Source organism: Lentibacter algarum (genome assembly GCF_040580765.1).
Lineage (GTDB): Bacteria > Pseudomonadota > Alphaproteobacteria > Rhodobacterales > Rhodobacteraceae > Lentibacter > Lentibacter algarum.
Genome location: NZ_CP158687.1, coordinates 1,530,306 through 1,542,102, shown reverse-complemented (window position 1 = coordinate 1,542,102; position 11,797 = coordinate 1,530,306). Strand labels below are relative to the sequence as shown.

Annotated in this window: 11 protein-coding genes; 7 read left to right on the top strand and 4 right to left on the bottom strand. The window is 53.6% G+C overall.

Annotation, left to right across the window (positions count from 1 at the left end; all coding sequences use genetic code 11):
- The first annotated feature begins 3 nt into the window (after positions 1-3).
- Complete coding sequence (locus tag DSM117340_RS07490; RefSeq protein WP_089890922.1) at positions 4-1,260, top strand: glutamate-5-semialdehyde dehydrogenase; 1,257 nt, start codon at positions 4-6, stop codon at positions 1,258-1,260.
- On the opposite strand, the gene DSM117340_RS07485 is transcribed toward DSM117340_RS07490, so the two are convergent.
- Positions 1,257-1,856, bottom strand: coding sequence for a histidine phosphotransferase family protein (locus DSM117340_RS07485; protein WP_089890926.1), 600 nt, complete (start codon positions 1,854-1,856; stop codon positions 1,257-1,259). The two genes, DSM117340_RS07490 and DSM117340_RS07485, sit on opposite strands and share 4 nt — an antisense overlap.
- 27 nt (positions 1,857-1,883) lie before the next feature.
- Here DSM117340_RS07485 and DSM117340_RS07480 point away from each other — a divergent pair, with 27 nt between their 5' ends.
- The 3 genes from DSM117340_RS07480 to DSM117340_RS07470 all read left to right on the top strand — a co-directional run bounded on the left by DSM117340_RS07480 (position 1,884) and on the right by DSM117340_RS07470 (position 3,788).
- Positions 1,884-2,069 (top strand): DUF3553 domain-containing protein, encoded by a 186-nt coding sequence (locus tag DSM117340_RS07480; RefSeq protein ID WP_089890929.1) that lies wholly within the window; start codon positions 1,884-1,886, stop codon positions 2,067-2,069.
- 103 nt (positions 2,070-2,172) lie between these two features.
- On the top strand, positions 2,173-2,940 hold the full coding sequence (locus tag DSM117340_RS07475; protein ID WP_089890937.1) for a GNAT family N-acyltransferase: 768 nt from the start codon (positions 2,173-2,175) through the stop codon (positions 2,938-2,940).
- On the top strand, positions 2,937-3,788 hold the full coding sequence (locus DSM117340_RS07470; protein ID WP_089890940.1) for a lysophospholipid acyltransferase family protein: 852 nt from the start codon (positions 2,937-2,939) through the stop codon (positions 3,786-3,788). The genes DSM117340_RS07475 and DSM117340_RS07470 overlap by 4 nt, the downstream gene beginning before the upstream one ends.
- Before the next feature lie 14 nt (positions 3,789-3,802).
- Here DSM117340_RS07470 and DSM117340_RS07465 read toward each other — a convergent pair whose 3' ends face one another.
- Positions 3,803-4,423 (bottom strand): thiamine phosphate synthase, encoded by a 621-nt coding sequence (locus DSM117340_RS07465; RefSeq protein WP_089891662.1) that lies wholly within the window; start codon positions 4,421-4,423, stop codon positions 3,803-3,805.
- 142 nt (positions 4,424-4,565) lie between these two features.
- Between DSM117340_RS07465 and DSM117340_RS07460 the strand changes: the two genes are divergently transcribed.
- The 3 genes from DSM117340_RS07460 to DSM117340_RS07450 all read left to right on the top strand — a co-directional run bounded on the left by DSM117340_RS07460 (position 4,566) and on the right by DSM117340_RS07450 (position 7,985).
- Positions 4,566-5,309, top strand: a complete 744-nt coding sequence (locus tag DSM117340_RS07460) for an RNA methyltransferase (RefSeq protein WP_089890943.1) — start codon at positions 4,566-4,568, stop codon at positions 5,307-5,309.
- A 65-nt stretch (positions 5,310-5,374) separates the two neighbouring features.
- On the top strand, positions 5,375-6,520 hold the full coding sequence (gene ctaA / locus DSM117340_RS07455) for a heme A synthase (RefSeq protein ID WP_089890946.1): 1,146 nt from the start codon (positions 5,375-5,377) through the stop codon (positions 6,518-6,520).
- Between the two features lie 4 nt (positions 6,521-6,524).
- Complete coding sequence (locus DSM117340_RS07450) at positions 6,525-7,985, top strand: carboxypeptidase M32 (RefSeq protein ID WP_089890948.1); 1,461 nt, start codon at positions 6,525-6,527, stop codon at positions 7,983-7,985.
- Positions 7,986-8,028: 43 nt separating this feature from the next.
- Here the strand turns inward: DSM117340_RS07450 and DSM117340_RS07445 are convergent, their stop codons facing one another.
- Positions 8,029-8,412, bottom strand: coding sequence for a DoxX family protein (locus DSM117340_RS07445; RefSeq protein ID WP_271437037.1), 384 nt, complete (start codon positions 8,410-8,412; stop codon positions 8,029-8,031).
- Between the two features lie 268 nt (positions 8,413-8,680).
- On the bottom strand, positions 8,681-11,431 hold the full coding sequence (gyrA, locus tag DSM117340_RS07440; protein WP_354690028.1) for a DNA gyrase subunit A: 2,751 nt from the start codon (positions 11,429-11,431) through the stop codon (positions 8,681-8,683).
- Positions 11,432-11,797: the final 366 nt, after the last annotated feature.

Here is an 11,797-nt window from a genome sequence, read left to right as displayed (position 1 = left end):
CCGATGACACATATTCCCGAAATGATGCAACAGATGGGCCAAAAGGCGCGTGCCGCAGCGGCAGAACTGGCGTTTGCTAGCTCAGATCAAAAACGGGATGCACTTTTAGCGGCGGCGGCAGCGGTTTGGGCGCAGCGTGAAGAGATCATCGCGGCGAATGCCAAAGATATGGCGTATGGTGCTGAAAAGGGCTTGAGCCCAGCTATGATGGACCGCTTGATGCTGGATGAAGCGCGCGTGGGGAGCATTGTGGAGGGGCTGAAAGCCGTTGCGGGGCAGACCGATCCTGTGGGCGAGATCCTTGAAGAATGGGACCGGCCGTCAGGGCTTCATATTCGTCGTGTGAGAACGCCTCTCGGTGTGATCGGTGTAATTTACGAGAGCCGTCCAAATGTAACGGCAGACGCTGGCGCTCTGTGCCTTAAGGCAGGCAATGCTGTGATTTTGCGCGGTGGATCAGAGGGTTTCCATTCCTCAAGCGCTTTGCATGGCTGTCTCGTTGCAGGTCTGAAAGCGGCGGGTCTGCCTGAAGAAAGTATCCAGCTTGTGCCGACACGTGAGCGCGCGGCTGTAAGCGAAATGCTGACGATGACGGACTATATCGATGTGATTGTCCCGCGGGGTGGCAAGGGGCTTGTTGGCCTTGTGCAACGTGAAGCGCGGGTGCCCGTTTTTGCACATCTTGAGGGGATCGTGCATATTTACGTGGATGCAGAAGCGGACCCCATGAAGGCGCTGAATGTAATTTTGAATGCGAAAACACGACGCACAGGGATTTGTGGCGCAGCTGAGTGTTTGCTTATCCATAAGGATGTGATGAGCACGATCGGCCAAGGCGTTATAAAAGCGCTTCTTGACGCGGGTGTTGAAGTGCGTGGAGATGAAGAAATTTCGACAATTGAGGGGGTTACGCCTGCAAGCTCATCTGACTGGGGTTGTGAATACCTTGATATGATCATTGCGGCGAAGACTGTTGGAAGCCTTGATGAGGCGATTGCACATATCCGTGAGTTTGGCTCAAACCACACAGATTGTATCCTGACAGAAGATGATGGCGCAGCGGAGCGTTTCTTTCAGCGGCTTGATAGTGCGATCTTGATGCGCAACGCCTCAACCCAGTTTGCCGACGGCGGCGAGTTTGGCATGGGCGCAGAAATCGGCATCGCAACAGGAAAAATGCACGCTCGCGGGCCTGTCGGGGCGGCGCAGCTGACGAGCTTTAAATACCTTGTTGATGGTGACGGAACCGTGCGTGGTTAGAAGCTAATCAGTAGACTGTTGTCGGCAATTTCAAAACGGACACGGCGCTCTAGTGTGCTGGCGCATTCTGGAAGCATGGCAAATTGGACATCTGCTGGCTCTAAGGCTTCAGGGGTAATACCGCTTGTGAGAGAAGCCCATAGCGCTTCATCTGCGCGTACCAAGTTGGCCTGAGCGAAGATATTCCAAGTGCCACTATCATGCTCAACGGTGAGTTGTCCTCCCGTTGGCAGTGCGCTTGCTACACAAAGGAGTGCGAGAAAAGCAGCCTGAACCTCTGTGCGGCGGCAGTCGTCTTGAACTTCCCAAGCGCAGGTGAGGCGTGTGCCGTTATAAAATGCGCGCAGAATGGCACCGATTTCGGAACGACCTAGTTTTTGGTCAGCAGATGACATGCCCAGTGCGATGCGATAAAATTTGATGCGAGCATTTGCGCCTGCAACAGAGTCAGAGATGAGTTCGAACTCAGGCGTAATATCGGCACCAGTAAGGGCCACAAGCTCCATGCCATTGGCAATCGCGCCCACAGGGCTTATCAAGTCGTGACAAATGCGTGAGGCGATCAGTTTTGCCAGTGAAAGCGGGTCTTGTGCCATATAGTGTCCTTCCTGTAGCGTCTCTTCATGATCGACTTAAACGCTATCCTGGCACCTGGTATGCGAGTGCGCCACCCGCTAATGCCCGATTGGGGCATTGGGCAGGTGCAATCCAACATTGGTGGCAGAGCCACCGTTAACTTTCCCGAAGCGGGCAAGGTTGTGATTGACGGAACACGTGTCGAACTGGTGTGGGTCTTAGATGACGAATAGAGATTACCGAAAGGTTAACCTTTCGCGTAAAAATGACTCTTCTTGCACCCAAGCGGGCACGCCCCTAGAAGAGCACAAGACCCGCTAGCGCGAATGAGGGGCCATGAGCGAGCCGCGATTTACAATCAGACTTGCCCAAAGTGAGGCCGACCTATTGGGTGCGCAGCGCCTGAGATATCGTGTTTTTGTAGAAGAGCTGGGCAGTGATGGGGCTCTTGTGGATCACCACATGCGCTTTGAACGAGACAGGTTTGATACTGTCAGTCACCATTTGATTTTGATAGATGAAGCTCGCCAAGCCAAAGCGCCTGATCATGTCGTTGGGGTGTATCGCTTTATGGACCAAGATGGCGCTGCTCGGGCAGGGCAGTTTTACTCTGAAAGTGAATATGACCTCAGAAAGCTCAAGGACTCTGGGCGCAAGTTGCTTGAGCTGGGCCGCTCTTGTCTTGATCCCGAGTACCGTGGCGGTGCTGCGATGTTTCATTTGTGGAATGCGCTTGCAGAGTTTGCTCAAGATCATCAGATCGAGCTTATGTTTGGAGTGGCGAGTTTTCACGGCACCGACATCGGCAAACTCAGTGCACCGCTGTCTCTTTTGCATCACCGTCATCTTGCGGCAGATGCGCTGCGTGTCAGGGCTCTGGAAACATCTTTTCAGGCAATGAACTTGATACCCGAAACAGAGATTGATCGTCGAACCGCAATGCTCGAAGTGCCCGCTTTGATTAAAGCCTATTTGCGCCTTGGGGGCGTGGTAGGCGAGGGGGCGTTTATTGATCGAGACTTCAACACAACAGACGTCTGCCTGATTTTGGATACTGAAGCTATGCCCGCACGGAGCCGCTCAATTTATAAGGGCCGCCAATGACTTGGGAGTCAGATAGTCCCGCCGAGGAAAAGTCGATTAGCCCTTTGGGCTGGCTACGCGTTGGTGTGCGGGCTGTTCTTCTTGCACTATTAGTGTTTGGCGGGCTTGTGCTATTGCTTGCTCTGCGGCTTTTTGAACGGCCCTTGTTTGGACTAAACAGGCCTTGGACGCCATATATAACGCAGGTTGTGTGCCGTGGCGCATTTGTAATTCTTGGTGTGGAGCACCGTGCAGAAGGATCGCAAATGAAAGACGCGGGAGCAGTTGTGGCGAACCACAGCAGCTGGCTTGATATATTTACTCTGAATGCCCGCAAGCGCGTTTACTTTGTGTCAAAGTCTGAAGTGGCGCGTTGGCCAGGAATTGGTTGGCTGGCGCGGGCGACGGGAACCGTTTTTATCAAACGCGATCCACGCGAGGCCAAGCTTCAGCAGGAAATATTTGAAGCGCGGTTGTTGGCGGGACATAAGCTTTTGTTCTTCCCAGAAGGGACATCGACAGACGGCCTTCGCATTTTGCCTTTTAAGCCGACTTTGTTTCAGGCTTTTTTTGCGAAGCCTTTACGCGATCGTTTGTTTGTTCAGCCCGTGACAGTTGTTTATGAGGCCCCCTTTGGCGAGACGGCAAGGTTTTATGGCTGGTGGGGAGATATGGACTTTGGCTCGCATCTTTTGAAAACGCTCTCCGCTGGTCGTGGAGGGCGCGTGACGGTAAAATACCACACGCCTTTGCGCGTTGCTGATTTTGATGACCGCAAGGCACTCGCAAAAGCGGCCGAAGCAGCTGTCCGCAAAGGTATGCCGATAGAATTTGCTGAGGTGGCAGAGGTTTATGATGCGCGGCGCTAGGCCACGCATGAGAGCTAGCTCATGACTGCGTGAAGACGCGCCAGAGTCGCAACAGGATCATCTGTTGACCAGAGTTCATTCCCCAAGCCGAAGAAGTCTGTCACAGGCGCAAACTTAGCGATCAACTCAGCATCAAGACCACCCTCAGCCACGACAGGCACTTCGATCACTTGTGACCACCAGTCAAAGAGATCAAATTCCGCCTGCGTGCCATCATCCAAAGAGGTGTCGCCAATCGGTCCAAAGCTGATGTAATCTGCGCCTGCTTCGCCTGCGGCCATGCCATCATGGCGCGATCCAGAGCAGAAGCTGCCGACAATTGCATCTTGCCCCAAAGCTTTGCGTGCTTTCGCAACAGAACGGCTCCCATCAGTAAGATGCACACCATCAAGGCCAAGACGTTCAACAAGCAGGATATGGCGCTCAATCACCAAGGCGACATCGCGCGCCATCGTAACTTCGCGCAACGCATCAGCTGCGCGGCAGAGCGTGTCTTCATCATGGCTTGCGAGCGCAAGGCGGACGCAAGCGATCTCATGGGTGTCGAGCACCGAGGCAAGCTGTGTTGGAAAACGGCTCAACTCAAAATCAGGAGGTGTGATCAAATAGATCTGTGGCGTTTCGTCTTGTGCCATATTGGCCTCCTGATTTGGCGTTCGCTCTTCTAGCGCGATTTTTTCGTGTGGCCAAGGGGCTTTGCGGGTGTCAGGGTTTGTTGGCTTGGCGCGGGGCACGCTTTCTTCTAGAACGGCGCAAACCGCGAAAGGAACTCTCTTTATGCCCAGCGAAGGTAAGCAGCCTCTGTTTGTTCTTGTACGTCCCCAGATGGGCGAAAACATCGGCGCAGCTGCTCGTGCGATGTGGAACTTCGGATTGGATCGTATGCGTGTTGTTGGACCGCGCGATGGCTGGCCGAATGAAAAAGCAGTTGTTATGGCGTCTGGAGCGGGCCGTTTGCTCGACGAGGCGCAGGTGAGTGATACTCTGGCCGAGGCGCTCGAAGACACCACCTATGTCTTTGCCACAACAGCACGCATTCGGGGGCTCACAAAGCCTGTGATGAGCCCTGAGAGAGCGATGGCGCTCGCCGCAGAGAAGCTGGCCGCTGGGGAGAAAGTCGCTGTGCTCTTTGGGCCAGAGCGGGCAGGGCTAGAAAACGAGGATGTCGCGCGAGCGAATGCTTTGATCACTGTGCCGGTCAATCCTGATTTTCCTTCGCTAAACCTAGCGCAATGTGTGCTGCTCACTGCCTATGAGTGGCGTCGCGCTCAAGGAGAGATCAGCCATGAGCGCATGGAAATAGCCCGCGGAGGGGACCCTGCGACAGGAGGAGACATTGAGGCATGGGCTACTCATTTGGAAGAGCGGCTGGATGAACGCGGCTTTTTCTTCCCGCCTGAAAAGGCAGCGAATATGAAAACAAATCTGCGTAACCTCTGGAGCCGTATGCCTTTGACACGGGCAGATGTGCAAATGCTGCATGGCGCACTGCGTCAACTTATCAGGGGCAAAGACAACTAAGGGCGCTTGCAGCCCACCAAGGCGCACCCTAGTTTGAGCCCAAGCGACAGGAAACGAGGAACGACATGGCCGAAAAACGCGCAATATTTGAGGATGTGAGCGGAGAAAAAGGCACGGCGCCTCTGGCTCCGAAGGGCGGAATGATCGACAAGGGGCAGGGTGGTGCACGCCTTGCCATCCGAGCATGGATCATTCTCTTAGGTGTTTTGGTTTTTGCGATGATCGTTGTCGGGGGACTGACACGGTTGACCGATTCTGGACTTTCCATCACGGAGTGGCGCCCACTGACCGGCGCGCTGCCACCTTTGAACGAGGCGCACTGGCTTTCAGAGTTTGAAAAGTACAAGCAGATCCCAGAATTCCAATTGCAAAACAAGTGGATGGATTTGCACGACTTCAAGGTCATCTATTGGTGGGAATGGGGCCACCGTCAGCTCGGTCGTGTTGTTGGCCTCGTTTGGGCGGTTGGCTTTCTTTGGTTTGCTTTGCGGCGCCAAATTCCGACTGGATGGACGCCAAGACTATTACTTCTGGGCGGCCTCGGAGGGCTACAGGGTGCAATCGGCTGGTGGATGGTATCCTCTGGCCTTACCGGCTCAATGACCGATGTGGCAAGCTACAGGCTCGCAACACATCTTGGCCTCGCGTTTGTGATCATTGGATTTATCACGTGGTATGCGCTGTTGCTCTCGCGTCCTGAGAGAGACTTGATGCAAGCACGTCGCCTGCGTGAGGCGAAACTCTTTTCGCTGGGCACGGGCTGGATGCATTTTGCGTTTTTGCAGATACTGTTAGGCGCATTGGTTGCAGGTATTGATGCGGGCCGTTCTTACACAGATTGGCCCCTGATGGGGGGGCAGTTTGTGCCACCCAACCCTCTGATGATCGAGCCGATCTGGCGTAACTTTTTCGAAAACCCAGGGCTCGTACAATTTATACACCGTATGGCTGGCTATGTACTTCTTGGTTTCACGATTATGATCTTTTTCAAGGCTCGCAAATCAGCCAACCGCACAACAAAATCTGCGTTCTCGCTCGCTGTTTATGTGCTGTTCTTCCAAATTGCTCTTGGGATTTATACGGTTGTCACAGCTGCCCCTTGGCATATCGCGATTGCGCACCAAGCGACGGCAGCATTGCTCTGGGTTTTGATCATTCGCGCGCGCTTTATGGCGCAGTACCCACGCGCATCCTCTATCAGAGAAGGGTAAGAGCATGTCGGCGTATGATGAGTTGATGGCGTTTCAGCGTCAAACCGAAGCGTTGGGGCAAATTGCTGGCCGTTTGGGCTGGGATCAGGAGACAATGATGCCAGAAGGGGCCGCAGGCCAGCGTGCTGAAGAGTTCGCTGCGATGGAATCGGTGCTCCATGCTCGAAAGACCCACCCACAGATAGGGGAGTGGCTTGCTAAGATCGATGCGAGCACACTTGATCCCGTATCTGCAGCCAATGTTCGTCATATTAGCCGTAGCTTTGAGCGCAGCCAGCGTGTTCCAGCTAAGCTTGCCGAAGCCATTGCGAAGCTCAGCTCAAGTGCACAGCGTATCTGGGCTGACGCGCGTGAAAAGGAAGACGTGGCGGCGTTTTTACCCGCTTTAGAAGAGATGATTGCGCTCAAGCGTGATGAGGCCAGTGCTCTCGCTCAGGGCGGTGACGCCTATGACGCACTTTTGGATGACTATGAGCCAGACACCAGCGGCGAGGATGTGGCTGCGACGTTTGCAGCGATGCGTCCGAGGCTTGTCGCGCTGCGCGATAAAGTGATGGGTGCGGAGCAACCACCAGAACTCAAGTTTGAGTTTGACGAGCAAAAGCAGATGCGGCTTGCACGGTCTTTGGCGAAGACCTTTGGCTATGACATGCAAAAGGGTCGGCTAGATAAGGCTGTGCATCCCTTTTCTTCAGGATCAGGCGATGATGTGCGTATCACCACACGCACGGCACTGACCGATCCGTTTAACAGTATCTATTCTACCATTCATGAGACGGGCCACGCGACCTATGAACAAAACATAGCATCAGAGCACTTGCTCACGCCGCTGGGCGGGGGTGTTTCTCTGGGGGTTCACGAAAGCCAGAGCCGTATTTATGAAAACCAATTGGGACGCTCTCGGGCCTTTACGGGCTGGCTTTTTGGACAGATGAAGGACGCCTTTGGCGACTTTGGAGTGGCGAATGAGGATGTCTTTTTTCGAACCGTCAACCGTCTGAACAAAGGTTACATCCGGACAGAATCTGATGAGGTTCAGTATAATTTGCACATCATGCTCCGCTTTGATCTGGAGCGAGATGTCATTGCTGGCAAGCTTGAAGCACGCGACCTTGAGGAGGCTTGGAACAGCCGTTTTGAAGCCGATTTTGGCTACGGTGTCGACAAGCCATCCAATGGGCTTTTGCAAGATGTGCATTGGTCTTGTGGGCTTTGGGGGTATTTTCCGACTTATGCGTTGGGCAATGTTTACGCTGGCTGTCTATATGAAGCCTTGCGCGTTGCACGGCCCAATCTGGACAGTGAGCTCGCGGTAGGAAATGTTGCTGGCGCGACAGGATGGCTCAAAGATGCAGTCCAGGTTCATGGCGGGCTTTATCGTCCAACTGAGCTTATTGAGAGAGCGTCGGGACTGGTCCCGAGCGAAGGGCCGCTGCTAAGCTATCTTGAAAAAAAGTTCGGCTAGGTAAGAGCGCCGCTGGTCAAGCCCTGCAGCGCTCTCTTTTTGTTCAGCCCTTGCGGCCATCTACAGAGAATTTACCCGCGCCAGCGATAGCGAGAGCTATATATCCGCCTGCGAGTGCAAGGTTCTTCAAGAGATTGTTCATCTGGTTTTGGTCTGATGGGTCAAAGTGATAAAGCAGACCAGAGGCGAAGCAGAATGCCGCAAGTGCGAGAGCAGTGGGGCGGGTCATAAAGCCTGCAAGGATCGCAAAACCGGCTAGGATTTCAAACAGGATCACTGGCCAGGCAAGAAACGCTGGAATTCCGCCAGACGCCATAAAGCCTGCAAAGCCCTCGACATTGCCGAGTTTACCGATGCCGGCCATGATAAACAGAAGTGACATCAGGATGCGCGCGACTAGAAGTGCTGTGTTGATTTGTTGTGTCATTTTATTTCGTTCCTAAAATTGGGTGGAACGAGGGTTAGTTGACTGTGCGTGTTGTGAATACGGGTGCGAGCGCGGAGATACTGTGCGTATTTGCACGTTTGCTTGATTTGGAACAATAAAAAAGGCGTGCATTTAAAACGCACGCCCACTCAGCCCCCAGTGGCCAATCCACAAGTATCACAAACTTGTTACTGGCCTAATACTCTCGCCGCCATGTCACAATGTGAAATTTCGCACAGTATCTGTGCAATTTTGAACGGCCTTCAAATTATTCCTCAACAGAGTCTTCGGGCGTATCCTCGTCTTCGCTCGGATCTGCGATCCATGCGACAGAGACAACTTCTTCGCCTTTGCCTGTGTTAAATACTTTTACACCACCTGCACTGCGCGAGCGGAAGGAGATGCCTTCGACAGGTACGCGAATTGATTGTCCTTTTGAGGTTGCCAGCATGATCTGATCCTCCATTTCCACAGGGAAACAAGCGACGATATCACCACCGCGCATGGCCTTGTCCATCGCAGTAACACCCATACCACCACGTCCACGAACGGGATAGTCATGGCTTGAGCTGAGTTTGCCTGCGCCACCTGTTGTAAGCGTGAGAATGAGGTTTTCCTGTGCTGACATTTCGGCATAGCGCTCTTGCGAGATGCTCGCGTTTGCATCTCCCTCGTCGTCGATACCTTCGGCATCATCAGCAAGACCTGCCATGGCGCGCCGCATCTTTAGGTACGCTGCTCGTTCGTCTGAGCTTGCTTCAAAATGGCGAATAATTGACATGGAAACAACGCGTTGGTCAGGTTGAAGGCGTACACCACGCACACCCGTAGAGGCGCGGGAGTTAAAGACGCGCACATCAGTTGTCGGGAAACGGATCGCACGACCCCCATTTGTCACAAGCATGACGTCATCTTGATCGGAACAGATCCGCGCATTGACCATATGAACCGATCCATCCTCTGGAAGTTTCATGGCGATCTTGCCGTTGCGCATAACGTTTGTGAAGTCTGAGAGACGGTTCTGACGAACGTCACCTGCAGATGTCGCGAACATGATTTGAAGCTCTGCCCAGTCTTTCTCATCACGATCGATCGGAAGGATCGCAGCGACGGAGACCCCAGGGGGAATAGGCAGGATGTTAACGATTGCCTTGCCTTTGGATGTGCGTGAGCCTTGCGGCAGGCGCCATGTCTTAAGCTTGTAGACCATACCTTCCGTTGTGAAGAACAAAAGCTGCGTATGGGTATTGGCAACGAAGAGGTTTGTGACAACGTCCTCTTCTTTGGTTTGCATGCCTGACAGACCTTTTCCACCGCGCTTTTGAGCACGGAAGTCTGCCAGAGGCGTACGCTTGATGTAGCCGCCTGATGTCACGGTGACGACCATATCTTCGCGCTCGATGAGGTCTTCATCATCCATGTCGCCCGACCAGTCGACGATTTCGGTACGGCGAGGGACTGCAAAAAGTTCACGCACTTCTTTGAGTTCGTCAGAAATTATCCCCATGATGCGCTCACGTGATCCGAGAATTTCAAGGTATTCCTTAATTTTACCTGCAAGTTCCTCAAGTTCATCGGTGACTTCTTTAACGCCGATTTGTGTGAGGCGCTGCAAGCGAAGCTCTAGGATGGCGCGTGCCTGAATTTCTGAGAGGTTATATGTCCCATCATCATTCACAGGGTGAAGCGGGTCATCGATGAGCTTCAAATAACCGACAATATCGCCCGCAGGCCAGCGGCGCTCCATAAGTTTGAAGCGCGCTTCAGCGGCATCAGCTGAGGAACGAATTGTTGCTACGACCTCGTCGACGTTGGAAACGGCGACAGCCAAACCACATAGAATATGGCTCCGCTCACGTGCCTTCCGCAGCTCATATGCAGTGCGGCGTGCAACAACATCTTCTCGGAAGTCTATGAAATACGTCAAGAAATTACGAAGCGTGAGTTGCTCTGGCCGGCCGCCATTGAGCGCCAGCATGTTACAGCCGAAGTAGGTTTGCATCGGCGTGAATCGGAACAGCTGGTTGAGTACAACCTCAGCAGTGGCATCGCGTTTCAGCTCGACGACGACGCGGACGCCGTTGCGGTCGGATTCGTCTTGGACGTGGGAAATGCCTTCGATTTTCTTGTCGCGCGCAGCCTCTGCGATGCGTTCGATCATCGTCGCTTTGTTAACCTGATAGGGGATCTCATCGATGACGATGGCAAAGCGGTCTTTGCGGATCTCCTCAACGCGTGTTTTGGCACGAATGACGACGCTGCCACGGCCTTCGAGGTAGGCTTTGCGCGCACCTGTGCGGCCCAACATAATCCCGCCGGTGGGGAAGTCGGGGCCAGGCACATAGTCTATCAATTGCTCGCTGGAGAGGTCTGGCTCCTCAATCAAGGCAAGGCAGGCATAAACGACTTCGCCGAGGTTGTGGGGCGGAATATTTGTGGCCATGCCGACGGCAATACCGCCCGCACCATTGACCAACATGTTCGGAAAACGCGCTGGAAGAACCGTCGGTTCACGGTCTTTTCCGTCATAATTGTCTTGAAAATCAACGGTATCTTTGTCGATGTCCGCGAGAATGAAGGCGGCAGGCTTGTCCATGCGAACTTCGGTGTAGCGCATAGCCGCGGCGTTATCGCCATCCATTGAGCCGAAGTTTCCCTGACCGTCAAGAAGCGGCAGGGACATAGAGAAATCCTGCGCCATGCGCACGAGGGCATCATAGATCGCGCTGTCGCCGTGCGGGTGATATTTACCCATCACATCGCCAACAGGGCGAGCTGATTTGCGGTAGGGTTTGTCATGCGAGTTGTTGGTCTCGTGCATGGCGTAGAGAATGCGGCGGTGCACAGGTTTTAGGCCGTCTCGCAGGTCGGGAATCGCTCGGCTCACGATGACGCTCATGGCGTAATCGAGGTAGGAGCTCTTCATCTCATCGACGATCGAGATTTTCGGGCCATCATAGACGTAACGCGCTGGCGTGTTTTCGTCTTTGTTTTCAGGTGTTTCGGGCGTGTCGCTCACGTGATTTTCTCGCCTGTCCTGTGGATCTATATATTGTTTCGAAATGTATATCAGAGCCATCATATGGGGTGCAATGGGCGCGGGGTTGCTCATTTGAGGGTGGCGGCAGGTTGGGGCTTATCCCTTTGTTATTATTTGATTTTTAATTCAATTTAATTCGCCCGCTGGGCAGCCTTGTTTTGGGGTTGGAAACGCCCTGATCGTTACACCACCGCACAACAGGGTTAACGCGTTGCAAAGCTGGCAAAATCAGGGGGGTGAAAAGCGTGCACAAGGCGTGCACAAAGCGTGCACCGCCTAAAATGAATGTTTGTTAAGGGAAAATTAGTCAATACAGCGTGCGCTGCTGCAAGAGTGTGCCTGCAC

Coding starts and splice junctions, on each gene's coding strand:
- DSM117340_RS07485 (WP_089890926.1), bottom strand. CDS start 1,856: ATGGCACAAGACCCGCTTTCACTGGCAAAACTGATCGCCTCACGCATT.
- DSM117340_RS07470 (WP_089890940.1), top strand. CDS start 2,937: ATGACTTGGGAGTCAGATAGTCCCGCCGAGGAAAAGTCGATTAGCCCT.
- DSM117340_RS07475 (WP_089890937.1), top strand. CDS start 2,173: ATGAGCGAGCCGCGATTTACAATCAGACTTGCCCAAAGTGAGGCCGAC.
- DSM117340_RS07465 (WP_089891662.1), bottom strand. CDS start 4,423: ATGGCACAAGACGAAACGCCACAGATCTATTTGATCACACCTCCTGAT.
- DSM117340_RS07445 (WP_271437037.1), bottom strand. CDS start 8,412: ATGACACAACAAATCAACACAGCACTTCTAGTCGCGCGCATCCTGATG.
- DSM117340_RS07450 (WP_089890948.1), top strand. CDS start 6,525: ATGTCGGCGTATGATGAGTTGATGGCGTTTCAGCGTCAAACCGAAGCG.
- ctaA (WP_089890946.1), top strand. CDS start 5,375: ATGGCCGAAAAACGCGCAATATTTGAGGATGTGAGCGGAGAAAAAGGC.
- DSM117340_RS07490 (WP_089890922.1), top strand. CDS start 4: ATGACACATATTCCCGAAATGATGCAACAGATGGGCCAAAAGGCGCGT.
- DSM117340_RS07460 (WP_089890943.1), top strand. CDS start 4,566: ATGCCCAGCGAAGGTAAGCAGCCTCTGTTTGTTCTTGTACGTCCCCAG.
- DSM117340_RS07480 (WP_089890929.1), top strand. CDS start 1,884: ATGATCGACTTAAACGCTATCCTGGCACCTGGTATGCGAGTGCGCCAC.